Below are 20056 nucleotides of genomic sequence, written 5' to 3'. Positions count from 1 at the left end.
AAGAACAGACGGAGACAGTATGAAACAGTTGGCGACATATCCCAGCCTGCAGGGTAAGCGGGTATTCGTGACCGGCGGCGGCAGCGGCATCGGCGAAGCGATCGTGCAGGCGTTCGTGGAGCAGGGCGCCGTGGTGGCCTTCGTGGACATCGCGAAACAGGCGAGCGAGGAACTGTGCGCACGGTTGGGCGCGGCAGGCCATCGGGCGCCGGTGTTCCGTTATTGCGACATCACCGACATTCCGGCGCTGCAGCGCACGATGGCCGAGCTGGCGGAACAGCTGGGCGACTTCGACGTGCTGGTCAACAACGCGGCGAACGACCAGCGCCACGACATCGAGAACGTCTCGCTCGACTACTGGAACGAGCGCATCGCGATCAACCAGCGTCCGATGTTCTTCACCTGCCAGGCGGTCCTGCCGGGCATGAAGAAAAAGGGCGGCGGCTCGATCATCAACTTCAGCTCCATGTCCTGGCACGCCAAGGGCGCGGGCTACCCGGTCTACGCCACCACCAAGGCGGCCGTGATCGGCCTGACCCGCAGCCTGGCGCGCGACCTCGGCCCGTTCAACGTGCGCGTGAATACCGTGACGCCGGGCTGGGTCATGACCCAGCGCCAGATCGACCTGTGGGTGAACGAGGAAGCCGAAGCCGAGATCAAGAAGGCGCAGTGCCTGCCGGGCAAGCTGATGCCGGAAGATATCGCGCAGATGGTGCTGTTCCTCGGTGCCGACGACAGCAGGATGTGCACGGCCCAGGATTTCGTGGTGGACGCGGGCTGGACCTGACGAGGTGGAACGCTGCCGCCTGGCAGCCTTCCCTGTTCGTCACGCCCGTTCGCACACCACCGTCATTTCCGCCAATGGCGGGGAGTCATTCCCGCCACTGGCGGACATGACGGCCAACCGGAATCCGCCATGACCGCATACCGCAGCACCGCACTGCTCGTCGTTGGAATGGCCTGCGCCCACGCGCATGCAGCCCCGCTGACCAGCCCCGACCGCCACATCAGCGTCGCCGTCGCCGTCTCCCCCTCCGGCACGCTGACCTATTCCGTCTCCCGCGACGGCAAACCCGTCCTCCTGCCGTCCGAACTCGGCCTGCAACTGCAGGGGGCCGACCTGTCCGGCAAACTGAGGCTGTCGTCCAGCTCCCCGGTCAAGCCGGTGCGCGACGCCTACGAGCTGGCCACCGCCAAGAAGCGCCGGATCGCCTACCGCGCCAATGAACAGACCTACACCGTGCGCAACGCGCAGGGCCAGGCGATGGACGTGGTGTTCCGCGCATCGAACGACGGCGTCGCCTTCCGCTACCTCGTGCGCGATCCGAAGCTGCCGCACAAGCAGTTCGTCGCCGAGTCGACCAGCTTCGCCTTCGACAAGTCGGCCAAGGCCTGGCTGCAGCCGATGTCGGTCGCCCAGACCGGCTGGATGAACACCAATCCCTCCTACGAGGAGCACTACCGGCGCGAGATCGCGGTCGGCACGCCCTCGCCGATGGCTTCCGGCTGGGTGTTCCCGGCCCTGTTCCGCAGCGGCGACACCTGGGTGGCGCTGACCGAGGCCGGCATGGACGGCAGCTTCCACGCCTCGCGCCTGCAGGCCGAGTCGCCGGGCGGCGTCTACCGCATCGGCGCCCCGGCGGCGCCCGAGGTGTACACCGATGGCGCACTGCTGGCCGAAGCGCAGGGCACCCTGGCCACGCCATGGCGCGTGATTGCACTGGGTTCGCTGCGCACCCTGGTCGAGTCGACCCTGGGCACCGACCTTGCCGCCCCCGCGATCGCCTTCGACAAGGCGCAGGTCAAGCCGGGCCACGCCTCGTGGAGCTGGGCGCTGCTGAAGGACGACGCCACCGTGATGGACGTGCAGAAGCAGTTCGTCGACTACGCCGCCGACATGCGCTGGGACTACACCCTGGTCGATGCCGACTGGGACCGCAAGATCGGCTACGAGAAGATGAGCGAGCTGGTGCGGTACGCGGCGAAGAAGGACATCGGCATCCTGGTCTGGTACAACTCGTCGGGCGCCTGGAACAAGACCGAGTACAGTCCCAAGGGCGCCATCCTGAGCCGCGAACAGCGCCGGCGCGAATTCGCCCGCCTGCGCGGGATGGGCGTGAAAGGCGTGAAGATCGACTTCTTCGCCGGCGACGGCAAGTCGATGATCGCCTACTACGTCGACATCCTGGAAGACGCGGCCAGGGCCGGCCTGCTGGTGAACTTCCACGGCGCGACCCTGCCGCGCGGCTGGTCGCGCACCTACCCGAACCTGATGACGGCGGAAGCGATCCGCGGACTCGAATTCACCACCTTCGAGCAGGTCGACCAGGACGCGGTCGTCCGGCATGCGGCCATGCTGCCCTTCGCCCGCAACCTGTTCGACCCGATGGACTTCACGCCGATGGTGTTCGGCGACATCCCGAACATCAAGCGCGCCACCCGCAACGGCTTCGAGCTGGCCGAGTCGGTGCTGTTCCTGTCCGGTATCCAGCACTTCGCCGAACGGCCGGAAGGCATGGCCACCGTGCCGGCCTATGTGAAGCGTTTCCTGCAGGAGCTGCCGCGCAGCTGGGACGACGTGCGCTTCATCGACGGCTATCCCGGCAGCCACGCCATCGTCGCGCGCAGGGCGGGGCAGGCATGGTATGTCGCCGGCATCAACGCCGACGGCGCCGAGCGGACGGTCGAACTCGACCTTTCCTTCGCCGGCAGCCGCGCCGGCACCCTGATCGCCGATGGCGATGGCGAACGCGCATTCACCCAGGCCCCGATCCGGGCCGGAAAAACAACAATCAGCATCAAACCGCACGGCGGCTTCGTGGCCGTATTCAAGTAAAACAGGAGACAAGCAATGAACTTACTCAAGCCAACCATCCTTGCACTCGGCATCGCCGCCTTGCCGGCCTTCGCCCAGGTGAGCGTCACCATCGACGCCTCGAAGCCGGGCGCCGTCATCAACAAGAACGTGTACGGCCAGTTCGCCGAACACCTCGGCACCGGTATCTATGAAGGTATCTGGGTTGGCCCGCAGTCGAAGATCCCGAACACCAAGGGCTGGCGCAACGACGTGGTCGGCGCCCTGAAGGAGCTGAAGGTGCCGCTGGTGCGCTGGCCGGGCGGCTGCTTCGCCGACGAATACCACTGGCGCGACGGCATCGGCGCGCGCAACAAGCGTCCGGTGAAGGTCAACACCCACTGGGGCGGCGTGGCCGAGGACAATGCGGTCGGCACCCACGAATTCTTCGACCTGGCCGAGATGCTGGGCGCGGAAACCTACGTCAACGGCAACCTCGGCACCGGCACCCCGCAGGAGATGGCCGAGTGGCTCGAGTACATGACCTCCGACACCAAGTCGACCCTGGCCGAGCAGCGCCGCAAGAACGGCCGCGCCAAGCCGTTCAAGGTGGACTACTTCGCCGTCGGTAACGAAGCCTGGGGCTGCGGCGGCAACATGAAGCCGGAATACTATGCAGGCCTGTACAACCACTACGCGACCTTCCTGAAGACGCCGCCGAGCGCGCGTCCGAAGATGATCGCCAGCGGCGGCAACGACAACGACACCAAGTGGACCGAAGTGCTGAGCAAGGACGCCGCGCGCGGCACCGACGGCATCAGCTTCCACTACTACACGCTGCCGACCGGCGTCTGGGAGAAGAAGGGCGCCGCGACCGCCTTCCCGGAATCCGAGTGGATGTCCACGATGGCCAACACCCTGCGCATGGAAGACCACATCCGCAACAACGTCGCCATCCTCGACAAGAACGATCCGCAGAAGAAGCTCGGTTTCTACGTCGACGAATGGGGCACCTGGTACGACGTGGAAGAGGGCACCAATCCGGGCTTCCTGTTCCAGCGTAACACCCTGCGCGACGCGGTCGTGGCGGCGCTGAACTTCAACATCTTCCATGCCTACGCCGAACGCGTGCGCATGACGAACATCGCGCAGATGGTCAACGTGCTGCAGGCGATGATCATCACCGACAAGGACAAGATGCTGCTGACGCCGACCTACCACGCGTACAAGATGTACATCCCGTTCCAGGACGCGACCTCGCTGCCGTCCACCGTCAGCAACGACAAGCTGTACACGGCGAACGGCAAGAGCGTGCCTGGCATCAGCGCCTCGGCGGCGCGCGGCAAGGACGGCAAGGTCTATGTCGCCCTGGTGAACACCAATCCGCGCGAGACCAGCGACGTGGTGCTGAACCTGGCGGGCCAGAACGTCTCCGGCGTCAACGGCCAGGTGCTGACCTCCGAGGCGATGGATGCGCACAACACCTTCGACAAGCCGCAGGCCATCAAGCCGGTGCCGTACAGCGCCAAGGCGGACAACGGCAAGCTGCTGCTGAAAGTGCCGGCCAAGGCCGTGATGGTCGTCGCCGTGGAAGCGTAAGATGAAGTTCGCACACGCATGCCTACGTGCCGTGTGCGTTGCTGCGCTGCTGGGCGGTTCCGCCCATGCGGCGCAGGTCAGCGTCCACGATCCGGTGATGGCCAGGGAAGGCAGCAGGTACTACCTGTTCAGCACCGGTCCCGGCATCACCTTCTACAGTTCGAGCGACATGAAGACCTGGAAGCCGGAAGGCCGGGTCTTCCAGGGCGAACCGGCATGGGCGAAGAAGGCGGCGCCGACCTTCAACGACCATATCTGGGCGCCGGACATCTACCACCACAACGGCAAGTACTACCTGTACTACTCGGTGTCGGGCTTCGGCAAGAACACCTCGGGCATCGGCGTGACGACCAACGTCACGCTCGACCCGCGTTCGCCGAACTACCGCTGGGAAGACCAGGGCATGGTGCTGCAGTCGGTGCCGGGCCGCGACCTGTGGAACGCCATCGATTCGCACGTGATCGACGACGAGGGCGGAACGCCCTGGATGTCCTTCGGTTCGTTCTGGAGCGGCCTGAAGCTGGTGAAGCTGGACGCCAGCCGCACCAGGCTGGCCGAACCGCAGGAATGGCACACCATCGCGCGCCGCGAACGTCCGGCCTACGCGCCGGACGAGGAGGCCGGCCCGGCCCAGATCGAGGCGCCGTTCATCTTCCGCAAGAACGGCTGGTACTACCTGTTCGCGTCCTGGGACCTGTGCTGCAAGGCCAAGGACAGCACCTACAAGGTGGTGGTCGGGCGTTCGCAGAAGGTCACCGGTCCTTACCTGGACCGGAATGGCGTCGACATGGCGAAGGGCGGCGGTTCGCTCGTGATCCAGGGCGACGGCGACTGGAAGGCCCTGGGGCACAACAGCGCCTATGCCTTCGACGGCAAGGATGTCATGGTGCTGCACGCCTACGAGACCGCCGACAAGTACCAGCAGAAGCTGAAAGTCCTGGAAATGAAGTGGGACAAGGATGGCTGGCCGCTGGTCGACCAGAAGGACCTGAACCGCTACACGAGCGTCGAAAAGAAATGAAGATCCGGATCGCGGCCTTGAGCCTGATGGTCGCCAGCGCCTGGGCGCAAGCGGCCGCTTTGTTCCCCCTGGCGGACGTGCGGCTCAAGCCCGGTCCCTTCCTCGACGCCCAGGCCACGGACCTGAACTACCTGATGGCGATGGAGCCGGACCGGCTGCTGGCCCCTTTCCTGCGCGAGGCGGGACTGGAGCCGCGCAAGCCCACCTACGGCAACTGGGAATCGACAGGGCTGGACGGGCACATGGGAGGGCACTACCTGTCGGCGCTGGCCTTGATGCATGCGTCGACCGGCGACGCCGAACTGCTGCGCCGGCTGAACTACTTCGTCGCCGAACTGAAACGCGCGCAGCAGGCCAACGGCGACGGCTATGTCGGCGGCATCCCCGGCGGACGGCAGGCCTGGCGCGACATCGCGGCGGGCAAGCTGGAAGCCGACAACTTCTCGGTCAACGGCAAGTGGGTGCCCTGGTACAACCTGCACAAGGTCTATGCCGGGCTGCGCGACGCCTACATCTACGCCGGCAACGAGGATGCGCGCGCGATGCTGATCGCCTTGTGCGACTGGGCGCTGGCCCTGACTTCGCGCCTGAGTCCGGAGCAGATGCAGACCATGCTGCGCAGCGAGCATGGCGGCATGAACGAGGTGTTCGCCGACGTGGCCCAGATGACCGGGGACCGCAAGTACCTCGACCTGGCGCTGCGCTTCTCGCACCAGGCGATCCTGGAACCGCTGGCGCGCGGACAGGACAAGCTGAGCGGCCTGCACGCCAATACCCAGATCCCGAAGGTGATCGGCTTCAAGCGCATCGCCGACCTGACCGGGCGCGACGACCTGGGCGACGCCGCGAAATTCTTCTGGCAGACGGTACACGACCGCCGTTCGGTGGCGATCGGCGGCAACAGCGTCAAGGAGCACTTCCACGACGAGAAGGACTTCGGCCCGATGATCAACGAGGTCGAGGGCCCGGAGACCTGCAATACCTACAACATGCTGAAGCTGACCCAGATGCTGTTCCAGTCGGAGCAGAAGGGCAGCTATGGCGACTACTACGAACGCGCGCTGTACAACCACATCCTGTCCTCGCAGCGTCCCGGCGGCGGCTTCGTCTACTTCACGCCGATGCGGCCGAACCACTACCGCGTGTATTCGCAGGTGGACCAGGGCATGTGGTGCTGCGTCGGCTCGGGCATCGAGAGCCACGCGAAGTACGGTGAGTTCATCTACGCGCACGAAGGCGACACGCTGTTCGTCAACCTGTTCATTCCCTCGACCCTGAACTGGCGCGAGCGCGGCGTGAAGATCACGCAGGCGACCAGCTTCCCGGATGCGGACACGACGCGCCTGACGGTCGACGAGCCGGGCAAATTCACGATGAAGATCCGCTATCCGGCCTGGGTGGCGGCCGGGCGCATGCAGGTCAGGATCAACGGCAAGGCGGTGAAGGTGGATGCCCGGCCGGGCGGCTACCTCAGCCTGGCGCGCGACTGGCGCAAGGGCGACCGGGTGGACCTGCGGCTGCCGATGACGACCCGGCTGGAGCAGATGCCGGACAAGTCGAACTACTACGCCGTGCTGCACGGCCCGGTGGTGCTGGCGGCGAAGACCAGCCTGTTCGGCGACGACAAGCTGGATTTCCTGGCCGACGAGTCGCGCATGGGACATATCGCGCAGGGACCGGTCTGCCCGCTGGAGTCGGCGCCGATGCTGGTGAGCGATTCGAAGGACTTCGTGCGGCGCTTCAAGCCGGTCAAGGGCAAGCCGCTGACCTTCACGGCGCCGGGACTGGTGCATGGCGCGGCCGGGGCGAAGACCGAATTCATCCCGTTCTTCCGCCTGCACGAGTCGCGCTACACGATGTACTGGCAGCATTCGACGCCCGCGGGACTGCAGCAGCTGCAGGCCGCCAACGCGGCGCGCGAAGCCGACCGGCTGGCGCTCGACGCTGCTACCATCGACCAGGTGGCGCCGGGCGAGCAGCAGCCGGAGTCGGATCACTTCTTCAAGGGGGAGGGGAGCGAGGCCGGCATCAACAACGGGCGGCACTGGCGGCATGCGAGCAAGTGGTTCAGCTATGAGCTGAACGATCCGAAGCAGGAAGCGAAGCTGCTGCGCCTGAGCTTTGCCAGGGCGGACGCGGGGCGGCAGTTCGATATCCTGCTCAACGGCCAGCCGCTGGCCAGCGTGACCCTCGCAGGCGATGCGCAGGACGAGATCTACACGGTGGATTATCCGATTCCGGAAGCGTTGCGGACGGCCGCGCAGGGCAAGTTGAGCGTACGCTTCGTGGCCCGTCCCGGATCGGTCGCCGGTGGCCTCTACGGACTGCGCTTGCTGCGATAAGGCGGGCAGGATGCCACGCCGGCCTGGCGAGGGCATCCCCAAAGGCAGGTGCCTGTGAGATGATGGTGTTGCGTGCGCCAGAACCCATCAGGCCCAGAGGATGGTTACCAGCAACGATCACCTGACATCCACGGTGGAGCGGGAGTATCTCTTCGATCCTTTCCGCTTCCTTCCCGGCCAGCAGCTCTTGCTGCATGGGGAAGCGCCCGTACGCCTGGGCAGCCGGGCGCTCGATATTCTTGCCGAGCTGGTCGAACGCCCCGGTGAGCTGGTCAGCAAGCGGGAGCTGATCGCGCGCGCCTGGCCCAGCACCGTGGTCGAGGAAGGCAATCTCAAGGTCCACGTGGCGGCCTTGCGCCGGGCCCTGTGCGAAGGCGGAAAGGAGAACCGCTACATCGCGACCGTGACCGGCCGTGGCTACCGCTTCGTGGCCCCCGTCACCTGCAAGACCGCACAGATGGCGGCGGCGCCCGTTTCCGCCGCCTGGGAGCAGATGAACAGGCTGCCGGCGCCGCTGACGCGCATGACCGGGCGCGCCGAGACGGTCGCGGCGCTGCTGGGCAGCATGGAGCAGCGCCGCCTGGTCAGCATCGTCGGGCCGGGCGGCATCGGCAAATCCACCGTGGCCCTGGCGCTGGCCGAGGCCTTCATCGCCACAACCGGCATGGAGATTTGCTTCGTGGACCTGGGCCCGCTGGCCGATGCGCAGTTCGTGGCGGGCAGCGTGGCCTCGGCCCTCGGCCTGAGCATCCATTCCGGCGATGCCGTGCCCTCCCTGGTCGCCAGCCTGCAGGAGCGGCGGCTGCTGCTGGTGCTCGACAGCTGCGACCATGTGATCGACACGGTGGCGCTGCTCGCGGGCCGCATCCTCGGCGGCGCGCCTGGCGTGCAGGTGCTGGCCACCAGCCGCGAGCCGCTGCGGGCGGCGGGCGAACATGTGTATCGCCTCGGGCCCCTGGCGTATCCGCCCGCGGATGCTGCGCTGACGGCGCTCCAGGCGCTGGAATTCCCGGCCGTCCACCTGTTCGTGCTGCGCGCATCGGAGTGCCTGGACGGCTATCGGCTGTCCGACGCCGACGCGCCGGCCGTGGCGGAGATCTGCCGCCGGCTGGAAGGCATGCCGCTCGCGATCGAACTGGCGGCCATGCGCATGGATGCCCTGGGCGCACACGCGCTGGCGGCGCGCCTGGACGACCGCTTCCAGCTGCTCAAGCGCGGCAGCCGCCGCTCCGTGGCGCGTCACCGCACGCTGGAGGCGGCGCTCGACTGGAGCTATGAGGTCTTGCCGGAGAGCGAACGTGCGCTGCTGCGCGGCCTGTCGGTGTTCGCCGGCGCCTTCACGCTCGATGCCGCCACCGGCCTTTGGACGGACGCGGCGGCCGATGCGTCCACGGTCGTGGATGGCGTGGCGAACCTGGTGGACAAGTCCCTGCTGCTGGCGGATGTCAGCCGCCCCTGCGTCCATTACCGCCTGCTCGATACGACCAGGGCCTATGCACGGGAAAAACTCGACCGCTGCGGCGAGACCGAGGCCATGCGGCGGCGCCACGCCGCATTTCATCGCGACCTGCTGGAGCGCGCGTCCGGAGAATGGGGCCGGACTCCGCCGATGGACTGGCTGGCCGGCCATGGCCGCTGCCTGTACGACGTGCGCAGCGCGCTGGCGTGGGCGTTTTCGCCGCGCGGCGACCCCGCCCTGGGCATCTCGCTGAGCGTTGCGGCGATACCGCTGTGGATGGAGCTGCTGCTGCTCGACGAATGCCGCCAGTGCGTCGAGCGCGCGCTGTCCGTCCCGCATCCCTCTGCCGGCGACGAGATGCGGCTGCGCGCCGCCCTGGGAGCGGCGACGCTCTACGCCAGCGGTCCCGTACCCGCGGCGGATGCGGCATGGACGCGCGCCCTGGAACTGGCTGACGAACAGGGAAACGACGAATACCGGCGGATGGCGTTGTGGGGAATGGCTGTCTGCCGCAGCTATGCGGGCGAGTTCCAGGCCGTGCTCGCGCTGGCCGGACGCTTTCGCGCGCTGGCCGGGGACGAGGGGGACCGCAGCGCGGCGGCCGTCATGGACCGGCTGGCCGGCAGCGCCCTGCATCACGCGGGGGAGCAGGCGGCGGCACGGCGTTATCTGGAACGGATGCTGGACCAGTATGTGGCGCCGGTGCGCGGTTCGCGCCTGCTCCGTGTCCAGCCCGACCAGCGTTCGGCGGCGCTCGGCACGCTGGCCAATGTGTTGTGGCTGCAGGGCTATCCGGACCAGGCCGTGCAGACCGCGCGCGCCGCGCTGGAGGAGGCGCGCCGTTCCGGGCATGCGCCCTCGCTGATGAATGCCATCACCCATGCCGCGTTTCCCGTCATGGTGCAGGTCGGCGACTATCCGGCCGCGGAAGGCTTGCTGGCCGAGCTGTCCGCTTGTCTGGCGAGCCATGCGCTGGCCTTGTGGGAATACCTGCGGGATTGCCTGGATGCGAGCCTGCAGGCGCTGCGCGGCGATGCGTCAGGCCTGCCGCGGCTGCATCGCGCCGTCGACCGGCTGCAGGAGGCGGGATACCGCCTGCACCTGGGCAGCCACCTGGGGACGCTGGCTGCCGCCTTCGGTGCCGAGGGCCGGCGCGATGCCGGCCTGGCGCTCGTCAGGCAGGCGCTGTCCTTGTGCGAGGCCGGCGAGGAGCGCTGGTGCCATGCCGAACTGCTGCGCATCGAGGGCGAGCTGCTGGAGCCGGGCGATGGCGCCGCGGCCGAACAGCTGTACCGGCAGGCGCTGGCGGTCGCCAGGCAGCAGGGCGCGCTGTCCTGGGAGCTGCGCGCGGCGACCAGCCTGGCGCAGCTGAAGATGCGCCAGGGCGCCGCCGGCGAGGGACGGCGGCTGCTGGCGGACGTCTATGCCAGCTTCACCGAAGGTTTCGCCAGCGCCGACCTGCGCAAGGCCAGGCGCCTGCTGGACCAGGCGTTTTAGCCGGGCAGCACCGGGTAGTCGGTATAGCCTGCGGCGCCGCCGCCATAGAAGGTGTTGCGGTCGGCTTCCGCCAGCGGCGCGTTACGGCGCAGGCGATCGACCAGGTCCGGATTGGAAATGAATGGCCGGCCGAAGGCGACCATGTCGGCATGTCCCGATTCCAGCGCGGCGATCGCCATCTCGCGGTCGTAGCTGTTGTTGGCGATGTACATGCCGCCGAAGGAGGCATGCAGGCGCTTGAAGTCGAAGCCGGCGGCGGCATTGTCGCCCTGGGTCTGGCCTTCGACGCAGTGCAGGTAGGCCAGGCCGAGCTGTCCGAGTTGTTCGGCGAGGTAGAAGTAGGTGCCTTCCGGATCGCTGTCCAGCGGCGTGTCGCCGACGGCGCGCGTGATCGGCGACAGGCGCACGCCGACACGGTCGGCGCCCCAGACCCCGGCCACGGCCTTGACCACCTCGATCGGGAAGCGGGTGCGGTTCTCGACCGAACCGCCGTACTGGTCGGTGCGCTGGTTGGTGCTGTCGCGGATGAACTGTTCCAGCAGGTAGCAGTTGGCCGCGTGGATCTCGACGCCGTCGAAGCCGGCATCCAGCGCGCAGCGCGCGGCATGGCGGTAGTCCTCGACGATACGGGCGATCTCCGCCGTTTCCAGGGCGCGCGGCATCGAGGGGCGCTCCAGGGTCTGGCTTTCCAGGAACACCACTTCGCCGGCCTGGATGGCGGACGGGGCGACAGGGGCCGCGCCATCGGCTTGCAGGCTGGAATGCGACATGCGGCCTACGTGCCAGAGCTGGCAGACGATCCTGCCGCCGGCCGCATGCACCGCCGCGGTGACGCGGCGCCAGGAGGCGACTTGCGCATCGGTATGGATGCCGGGAGTGAAGGCATAGCCGCGTCCTTCGCGCGAGATATTGGTCGCCTCGCTGATGATCAGCCCCGCCGTGGCGCGCTGGCGGTAGTACTCGACCGCGAGTTCCGAGTGCACGCCTTCCATGTCGGCGCGTGAACGGGTCAGTGGCGCCATGGCCACGCGGTTGGCGACGTCGATCGCGCCGATCTTCAGTGGAGCGAACAGTTTGGATTCGGTGTTGTGTGACATGTTTTCAGTTCCTTTGAATGAGCTCGTCCGGATGCCGGATGTGGGGATCCACTGAAATCAGCTTAGCAGCCGGCGATCGGGGAAGGGAGTTAAGTCTGGTAAATCGAGGTAGTGCCTCCTGTCCTCGAGATTGACCAAAGCTCGCGTGGCCGAGCAAGCTGGACGGTCAAAACAGGACGATCGATACTAAATTTGACATCGGAGTTCTGTAAAATATTATTGGATTCGTATCTCACCTTGTCTTAGGATTGCGAGACAACAATTCCGGAGACAAGTGATGAGACTCACCCGCAGGAACCTCCTGGGCGCGGCCATGGCCGCAACGCTGGTCGCCGCCAGCCCGGCCTTCGCCGCCAAGCCGCTGACGATCGGCTTCTCGCAGGTCGGCGCCGAAAGCGAATGGCGCACCGCGAATACCGCCTCCATCAAGGACGCCGCCAGGAAGGCCGGCGTCAACCTCAAGTTCGCTGACGCCCAGCAGCGCCAGGAAAACCAGGTCAAGGCGATCCGCTCCTTCATCGCCCAGCGCGTCGACGTGATCGCTTTCTCTCCGGTCGTGGAAAGCGGCTGGGACACCGTGCTGCGCGAAGCGAAGGCCGCGAAGATCCCCGTGATCCTGACCGACCGCGCCGTCAAGGTCAGCGATCCTTCGCTGTTCGTCAGCTTCATCGGCTCCGACTTCGTGGAAGAGGGCCGCCGCGCCGGGCGCTGGCTGGCCGAGCACCAGAAGAAGAACCCGAACCGCGGCTACAACATCGTCGAGCTGCAGGGCACCGTCGGATCGGCGCCGGCGCTGGACCGCAAGGCCGGCTTCCTGGAAGCCATCGCCGCCAATCCGAAGCTGAAGATCATCCGCTCCCAGACCGGCGACTTCACCCGCGCCAAGGGCAAGGAAGTCATGGAAGCCTTCCTGAAATCGGAGGGCAAAAACATCAACGTGCTGTACGCGCACAACGACGACATGGCGATCGGCGCCATCCAGGCGATCGAGGAAGCCGGCCTGAAGCCGGGCAAGGACATCCTGGTCGTGTCGATCGACGGCGTGAAGGGCGCGTTCGAGGCCATGATGATGGGTAAGCTGAACGTCACGGTGGAGTGCAATCCGCTGCTCGGACCCCAGCTGATCCAGACCGCGCAGGCGGTGAAGGCCGGCCAGGCCGTCCCGAAGCGCATTACCGTGAACGAAGGGGTATTCCCAGCTGAAGTCGCGGCCAAGGAATTCCCGAACCGTCAATACTGAGGCGCCCATGCTCGCCCCGACCAAAGCGGCGCCGGTGCTCGAAGTCACCGGCATCCACAAGCAGTTCCCGGGCGTGAAGGCGCTCTCGGATGCGGGCCTGCGCCTGTATCCGGGAGAAGTGCACACGCTGATGGGCCAGAACGGCGCCGGCAAGTCCACCCTGATCAAGGTGCTGACCGGCGTCTACCAGCCCGAGCACGGCAGCATCGTGCTCGACGGCGAGGCGATCGCGCCATGCTCCACGCAGCATGCGCAGGAGCTGGGCATCAGCACGGTGTACCAGGAAGTGAACCTGTGCCCGAACCTGTCGGTCGCCGAAAACATCTTCATCGGCCGCTATCCGCGCCGCTACGGCATGATCGATTGGCGTGGCATGCGCAAACAGGCGGCCGAGCTGCTGGCGCGCCTGCAGATCGACATCGACGTCGGCAAGCCATTGTCTTCCTATCCGCTCGCGATCCAGCAGATGGTGGCGATCGCGCGCGCCCTGAACATCTCGGCGCGCGTGCTGATCCTCGACGAACCGACCTCCAGCCTCGACGAAGCCGAAGTGCAGCTGCTGTTCTCGGTGCTGCGCTCGCTGCGCGAGCAGGGCATGGCGATCCTGTTCGTCACCCACTTCCTCGACCAGACCTACGCGATCTCGGACCGCATCACGGTGATGCGCAACGGCGAGCGCGAAGGCGAGTACGCGTGCAGCGAGCTGTCGCGCCTGGCCCTGGTCAACAAGATGATCGGCGCTTCCAGCGAGGCGCCGGAGCAGGCCGCCGCCTGTGCGGCCCTTGACGCCACCGTGGGCGAGGTCTTCCTGCGCACGAAGCAGATGGCGCGGCGCGGCGTGCTCGCTCCCATCGACCTTGAAGTGCGCAAGGGCGAGCTGCTCGGACTGGCCGGGCTGCTCGGCTCCGGGCGGACCGAAACCGCGCGCCTGCTGTTCGGCGCCGACAAGGCCGACAGCGGCGCGATCGAGATCAAGGGCCGCGCGCTGAACTTCTCGACCCCGCGTGACGCGATTGCCGAGGGCATCGGCTTCTGCTCGGAAGACCGCAAGCACGAGGGCGCGATCCTGTCGCTGTCGGTGCGCGAGAACCTGATCCTGGCGCTGCAGGCGCGCCAGGGCCTGATGCGGGCGATCCCGCTGCGCCGCCAGCAGGAGCTGGCCAACTATTATGTGAAACAGCTGGGGATCAAGACGGCCAGCATCGACACGCCGATCGGCACGCTCTCGGGCGGCAACCAGCAGAAGGTGCTGCTGGCGCGCTGGCTGGCGACCGAGCCGAAGCTGATGATCCTCGACGAACCGACGCGCGGCATCGATGTGCGCGCCAAACAGGAAATCATGGATTACGTCACTCGCCTGTGCCGCAAGGGCATGTCCATCCTCTTCATCTCGTCCGAACTGCCCGAAGTCCTGCGCGTCAGCGACCGCATCGTGGTCATGCGCGACCGCAAGGCCTGCGGCGAATACCGGCGCGGGGAACTGGACGACAGCTCGGTGCTCCATGTGATCGCAGGGGAGGGCGCGCAATGATCGTCAAGGAACACACCCCCATCGCGCCGGCCGAGGCGCCGGCCGCGCCGGCGGCCCCGGCGCCAGGCCGGCCGCTGTTCGCAGCCGCGCTGGCGCACCCGCTGTTCCGGCCGCTGGCCGCGCTGGCGCTGCTGCTGCTGGTCGACTTCCTGCTGATCCCGGGCTTCTTCCAGCTCGAGATCAAGGATGGCCACCTGTACGGCAGCCTGGTCGACATCGTCAACCGCGCCGCTCCCTTGATGCTGGCGGCGATCGGCATGACCCTGGTGATCGCCACGCGCGGCATCGACATCTCGGTGGGCGCGGTCGTGGCCCTGTCCGGCACGGTCGCTTCCATGCTGGTGGGCGGCACGATGGTGATCCAGGACGGCGTGCCGCAATACGTGGCGCAGACCCCGATGGCGCTGGCGATGGGAGCCGCCATCGGCGCCGCGCTGCTGTGCGGCCTGTGGAACGGCGCCCTGGTCGCGGGCCTCGGCCTGCAGCCGATCGTGGCCACCCTGATCCTGATGGTGGCGGGGCGCGGCCTGGCCCAGCTGCTGACCGATGGCCAGATCGTCACGGTCTACTACCAGCCTTTCTTCTTCCTCGGCAGCGGCTACCTGTTCGGGTTGCCGTTCGCGCTGTTCGTGGTGGCGGCGGTGTTCGGCGTGACGGCCTTCCTGCTGCGCCACACGGCCCTCGGCCTGTTCATCCAGGCGGTCGGCATCAACCCGGTCGCGGCGCGGCTGGCCGGCATCCGCACGGCGGCGCTGATCGTGTTCGTCTACGTGTTCTCCGCCGCCTGCGCCGGCATGGCCGGACTGATGATCAGCTCGAACGTGAAGAGCGCCGACGCCAACAACGCCGGCCTGCTGCTGGAACTCGATGCGATCCTGGCCGTCACCCTGGGCGGCACCTCGCTCCTGGGGGGCAAGTTCAGCCTGGTCGGCAGCATCATCGGAGCGCTGATCATCCAGACGCTCACCTACACCATCTATTCGCTGGGCGTGCCGCCCGAGGTCAACATGGTCGTCAAGTCGGTTGTGGTCTTCCTGGTCTGCGTGTCGCAGTCGGACCAATTCAAGCAGCTGTGGAAACGGAGGACGGCATGAGCGCGGTCCTGCGTGGCGTGCGCACCCTGTCCGGGGCGCCGTCCTTCACCTCCCTGGTCACGGTGCTGCTGCTGGCGGCGATGCTCCTGGCCGGCGGAGCGGCCTACGAGGGTTTCCTGTCGCTGCAGGTGATGCTGAACCTGCTGATCGATAACGCCTTCCTGCTGGTGATCGCGATCGGTATGGGCTTCGTGATCCTGTCGGGCGGGATCGACCTGTCGGTCGGCGCCGTGCTGGCGCTGGCCACCATGATCTCGGCCTGGCTGCTGCAGGTGGCGCACTGGCCGCCGGCGGCGGTGATCGCGACCGTGCTGCTGCTCGGCGCCTGTTTTGGGGGCGGCATGGGCGCGGTGATCCACTACTTCCGGCTGCAGCCCTTCATCGTGACCCTGGCGGGCATGTTCCTGGCGCGCGGGCTGTGCTACCTGATCAGCATCGAATCGATCACGATCGAGGATCCGCTGTTCGTGGCGATGTCGCAGACCCAGCTGCCGTTCCTGGGCGGCTTCCTGTCGCCGGGAGCCGTGGTGGCGCTGGCCATGCTGGCGTTCGCGGTGTGGCTGGCGCATTACAGCGCCTTCGGGCGCGCGCTGTATGCGGTCGGCGGCAACGAGCAGTCGGCCGCCATGATGGGGCTGGCGGTCGGGCGCACCAAGATCCTCGTGTATGCGTTCAGCGGCTTCTGCGCGGCGCTGGCGGGGGTGCTGTTCTCGTTCTACATGCTGTCGGGATATGGGCTGCATGCGCAGGGGACGGAGCTGGACGCCATCGCTGCCGTGGTGATCGGCGGGACCCTGCTCACCGGCGGCTACGGCTATGTGGCCGGGGCGCTGTCGGGCGTGCTGGTGCTGGGCACCATCCAGACCCTGATCGCATTCGACGGGACGCTCAGCTCGTGGTGGACCAAGATCGTGATCGGGGCGCTGCTGTTCGTGTTCTGCGTGGTGCAGAGGGTGATGGCGTTCCGGACCAAGGCCGGCTAAACAACACTATAAAAAATCAAGGAGACTTCATGTTCAAGCAATGCATCCTCGCCGCCGCCCTCGGCGCGCTCAGTTCAACCTTGCTCGCCCATGCCGGCAACCCCATCGTCAAGGACATCTTCACCGCCGACCCGGCGGCCCTGGTCGACAACGGCCGCGTCTACCTGTATGTCGGCAAGGACGACGCCCCGGTCGGCGGCAAGGACTACGTGATGAACGAGTGGCGCGTCTACTCGTCCTGCGACATGAAGAACTGGAAGGACCACGGCTCCCCGCTGCGCTACAGCACCTTCAAGTGGGCCGGGCGCGACGCCTGGGCCTCGGACATCGTCAAGCGCAACGGCAAGTACTACTTCTACTCGACCGTCGACCACGCGAGCATCCCGGGCAAGGCGATCGGCGTGGCGGTCTCCGACAGCCCGACCGGCCCCTTCGTCGACGCCATCGGCAAGGCCCTGGTCTCGAACGACATGACGAAGGAGACCTCGATCCTGTGGGACGACATCGACCCCGCCGTGTTCGTCGACGACGACGGCCAGGCCTACCTCTACTGGGGCAACACGGTCATGAAGTACGCGAAGCTGAAGCCCAGCATGACCGAGATCGACGGACCGATCCACACCGTCGGCCTGGAAGCCTTCACCGAGGCGGCCTACCTGCACAAGCACAAGGGCACCTACTACCTCTCGTACTCGCGCCACTTCCCGGAAGAGACGGTGGTCATGACCGGCCCGACGGCCACCGGCCCGTGGTCCTTCGGCGGCGTGATCATGGAGAAGAACAGCAACGTCAAGACCATCCACCAGGCGATCGTCGACTTCAACGGCAAGTCCTACATCTTCTACCACAACGGCAAGCTGCCGACCGGCGGCGAATTCCGCCGCTCGGCCGCGGTCGAGGAACTGCGCTACGACGCCAACGGCAGGATGCTGCCGGTGGCGCAGACCGCCGAAGGCCCGGCCGCCAATCCCTCGCCGGGCTGCAAGTGATAACCAGTCAAGATTATTGCTGTCCTGCTGATATCCAAAATGATATTATTTTCTGATGGATACCACGAACCCGAACTGGTTTTTGAAGGCGCGCCTCAAGACGCGCCAGCTGCTGCTCCTGATCGCGCTGGACGACTACCGCAACATCCACCGTGCTGCCGAAGAGCTGCACATGACGCAGCCCGCCGCGTCCAAGCAGATCAAGGACCTGGAGGAGATGCTGGACGTGCGCCTGTTCGATCGCCTGCCGCGCGGCATGGAGCCGACCATCTACGGCGAGACGATGATCCGCCACGCGCGCATGGCCCTCACCAGCCTGGCGCTGGCGCACGACGACATCGTGACGCTCAAGGCCGGCCTGACGGGGCAGGTCGAGGTGGGCGTGATCATGTCGCCCGCGATGACCCTGCTGCCGCGCGCGATCGCGCGCATCAAGGAACAGGCGCCCTTGCTGCGCATCGGCGTGCAGCTCGAGTCCAGCAACGTCCTGCTCGACAAGCTCCAGCACGGCACGCTCGACTTCATGATCGGCCGCATCCTGGAGAGGGAAGATTCCACGGGCCTGATCTATGAGGAGCTGACCGAGGAGCCGGCCTGCGCGGTCGTGCGTCCCGGCCATCCGCTGCTCGAGAACAAGGCGCTGGAGCTGAAGGACATCGCCGACCGGCCGTGGATATTGCCGCAGCCCGGCAGCATCCTGCGCCACCGCTTCGACATGATGTTCCGCCGCGCCGGCCTGGCGCCCCCGAGCAATGTGGTCGACACGACGGCCATGCTGCTGGTGACGGCGCTGTTGCAACAAACCGACTCGCTGCACGTGATGCCGCAGGAGGTGGCACAATACTATGCATCGCTGAACGTGATGCGTATCCTGCCGATCGAACTTCCCTGCAAGATGGACGCCTTCGGCATCATCCGCCAGCAGGATCACTTGCTGTCGCCTGGCGCCGACCTGCTGCTCAAGGCGGTGCGCGCGGCGGCGGCCGAAATCTACTAGCCGGCGGCCTGGCCGCCGTGCTTCACCACGGAGGCTGTTTTTGAGAGATTTCAACGGGACGCTGAACCATCCATCGCGCGTGCCGCTCGCGGCCGAGCTTCATTCGCGCCCCTTCCTGCGGCTCGACGCCCCGGAAGCGATCACCCACCTGGCCATCTGCCACGGCGGCCAGTCCGGGCCGCCGCAGGCGCATTTCCAGCACCGGCTGCTGGCCGCGCTGTGCGAGCATTTCGGGGTCTCCGCGCCGAGCCAGGGCAGCAGCCACTTCTTCCATGACTTCGGCAGCTTCTGCCTGAAGTGGGAGTGCCATACCGAATTCGCCACCTATACCGTCTCCGCGCCGCTGCCGCAGGGCCTGGCGCTGCACGAGGCGTTCGCGCACATGCCGCTGGCCTTCCTGCCGGCGGCCTGGCTGTCGCAGCTCGAGGGCCTGCTGATGGCGGCCGCGCACGTGGCGCTGGTCGAAGGCGGCGCCGACGCTTCGCGCCTGCCCGCCGTGTTCGAGCGCAACCTGCTGGCCGGGTCCTCGGTCATGCAGGGCGCCGAACTGTGGACCGACTTCGCGATCCAGGCCGACGGCTTCAGCCGCTTCGTGATCCGCGACCTCGGCATGCGCCACCTGCAGGGCGGGCGGCTGGTGCAGCGCGTGCTCGAGATCGAGACCTACCGCATGATGGCCCTGCTCGGACTCACGGCCGCGCGCGCGGTGGGCAAGGAACTGGACCGCATCGAAGCCGAGCTGGCCGAGCTGGCCAACGCCATGGTCGCCACCGACACGGCCCAGGCCGACGAGGGCGCCGACGGCGAACAGCGCCTGCTGGACCAGATCACGCGGCTGGCGGCGCGCATGGAAAAGCTCTCGCTCGACAACGGCTACCGCTTCTCGGCCTCGAAAGCCTATTTCGGCATCGTGAAGGCGCGGATCGACGAGCTGCGCGAAGTGCGCATCGAGGGCACGCCCACGGTCGAGGAATTCATGGACCGGCGCCTGGCGCCCGCGATGCACACCTGCGACGCCACCAGCGCGCGCCAGGATGCGCTGGGGCGCCGCATCGCCGACGTCAACGACCTGCTGCGCACCCGGGTCGGCATCGTGCAGGAAATGCAGAACCGCCGCATCCTGGAATCGATGAACGCCCGCGCCGCCCAGCAGCTGCGCCTGCAGCTGGCGGTCGAGGGCCTGTCGGTGGCGGCGATCTCGTACTACCTGGTCGGCCTGTTCGGCTACGCGGGCAAGGCGGCGAAGGCGGCCGGCCTGCCCATCAATCCCGACCTGGCGCTGGGGATCGTGGTGCCGCTGGTGGTCGCCGCGGTCTGGCTGGCCCAGCGCCGGGTACACCACAGGATCGGAAAATCGCACTGAGACGAATCGGGCGCGGCCCATTTCGATTGCTCGCTATAATCTCCCGATTA

At 66.9% G+C, this 20056-nt stretch carries 14 protein-coding genes; 13 read left to right on the top strand and 1 reads right to left on the bottom strand.

Annotated features, from left to right (window positions below):
• Nucleotides 1–19: 19 nt before the first annotated feature.
• The 6 genes from H162_RS0116055 (at nucleotide 20) to H162_RS0116030 (ending at nucleotide 10712) form a co-directional block, all read left to right on the top strand.
• Nucleotides 20–787, top strand: coding sequence for an SDR family NAD(P)-dependent oxidoreductase (locus H162_RS0116055; RefSeq protein ID WP_020654502.1), 768 nt, complete (start codon nucleotides 20–22; stop codon nucleotides 785–787).
• Between the two features lie 129 nt (nucleotides 788–916).
• Entirely contained in the window at nucleotides 917–2836 is a 1920-nt protein-coding gene (locus tag H162_RS0116050; protein ID WP_020654501.1) for a glycoside hydrolase family 97 protein, read from the top strand.
• A gap of 15 nt (nucleotides 2837–2851) precedes the next feature.
• Entirely contained in the window at nucleotides 2852–4393 is a 1542-nt protein-coding gene (locus H162_RS0116045; protein WP_020654500.1) for an alpha-N-arabinofuranosidase, read from the top strand.
• Between the two features lies 1 nt (nucleotide 4394).
• The gene (locus H162_RS0116040; protein ID WP_020654499.1) at nucleotides 4395–5414 is read left to right on the top strand and encodes an arabinan endo-1,5-alpha-L-arabinosidase; all 1020 of its coding nucleotides are present in this window, start codon (nucleotides 4395–4397) and stop codon (nucleotides 5412–5414) included.
• Nucleotides 5411–7756, top strand: coding sequence for a glycoside hydrolase family 127 protein (locus H162_RS0116035; RefSeq protein WP_020654498.1), 2346 nt, complete (start codon nucleotides 5411–5413; stop codon nucleotides 7754–7756). The genes H162_RS0116040 and H162_RS0116035 overlap by 4 nt, the downstream gene beginning before the upstream one ends.
• 100 nt (nucleotides 7757–7856) lie before the next feature.
• On the top strand, nucleotides 7857–10712 hold the full coding sequence (locus H162_RS0116030) for an ATP-binding protein (RefSeq protein WP_020654497.1): 2856 nt from the start codon (nucleotides 7857–7859) through the stop codon (nucleotides 10710–10712).
• On the opposite strand, the gene H162_RS0116025 is transcribed toward H162_RS0116030, so the two are convergent.
• Nucleotides 10709–11809, bottom strand: coding sequence for an alkene reductase (locus H162_RS0116025; protein ID WP_020654496.1), 1101 nt, complete (start codon nucleotides 11807–11809; stop codon nucleotides 10709–10711). The genes H162_RS0116030 and H162_RS0116025 overlap by 4 nt on opposite strands.
• A gap of 277 nt (nucleotides 11810–12086) precedes the next feature.
• On the opposite strand from H162_RS0116025, the gene H162_RS0116020 reads away from it, so the two are divergent.
• From H162_RS0116020 to H162_RS0115990, 7 genes are read left to right on the top strand one after another with little or no spacing between them, the layout of a single operon-like run.
• Nucleotides 12087–13049: an ABC transporter substrate-binding protein gene (locus tag H162_RS0116020; protein ID WP_020654495.1), complete on the top strand. Its 963-nt coding sequence runs from the start codon at nucleotides 12087–12089 to the stop codon at nucleotides 13047–13049.
• Nucleotides 13050–13056: 7 nt separating this feature from the next.
• A complete protein-coding gene (locus H162_RS0116015; protein WP_020654494.1) occupies nucleotides 13057–14580 on the top strand; it encodes a sugar ABC transporter ATP-binding protein in 1524 nt (507 codons plus the stop codon).
• Entirely contained in the window at nucleotides 14577–15674 is a 1098-nt protein-coding gene (locus tag H162_RS0116010) for an ABC transporter permease (RefSeq protein ID WP_020654493.1), read from the top strand. The genes H162_RS0116015 and H162_RS0116010 overlap by 4 nt, the downstream gene beginning before the upstream one ends.
• Nucleotides 15671–16657, top strand: coding sequence for a galactofuranose ABC transporter, permease protein YjfF (gene yjfF / locus H162_RS0116005; RefSeq protein WP_020654492.1), 987 nt, complete (start codon nucleotides 15671–15673; stop codon nucleotides 16655–16657). Before H162_RS0116010 ends, yjfF begins: the two co-directional genes overlap by 4 nt.
• Before the next feature lie 29 nt (nucleotides 16658–16686).
• Nucleotides 16687–17646, top strand: a complete 960-nt coding sequence (locus H162_RS0116000; protein ID WP_020654491.1) for a glycoside hydrolase family 43 protein — start codon at nucleotides 16687–16689, stop codon at nucleotides 17644–17646.
• 55 nt (nucleotides 17647–17701) lie between these two features.
• Nucleotides 17702–18643, top strand: a complete 942-nt coding sequence (locus tag H162_RS0115995) for a LysR family transcriptional regulator (protein ID WP_020654490.1) — start codon at nucleotides 17702–17704, stop codon at nucleotides 18641–18643.
• A 40-nt stretch (nucleotides 18644–18683) separates the two neighbouring features.
• Nucleotides 18684–20006: a DUF3422 family protein gene (locus H162_RS0115990; RefSeq protein ID WP_040787581.1), complete on the top strand. Its 1323-nt coding sequence runs from the start codon at nucleotides 18684–18686 to the stop codon at nucleotides 20004–20006.
• Nucleotides 20007–20056: the final 50 nt, after the last annotated feature.

The organism is Massilia niastensis DSM 21313, from assembly GCF_000382345.1.
GTDB lineage: Bacteria > Pseudomonadota > Gammaproteobacteria > Burkholderiales > Burkholderiaceae_D > Telluria > Telluria niastensis.
The sequence above is the reverse complement of the archived record's forward strand: the minus strand, read 5'-3'. Positions and strand labels throughout refer to the sequence as shown.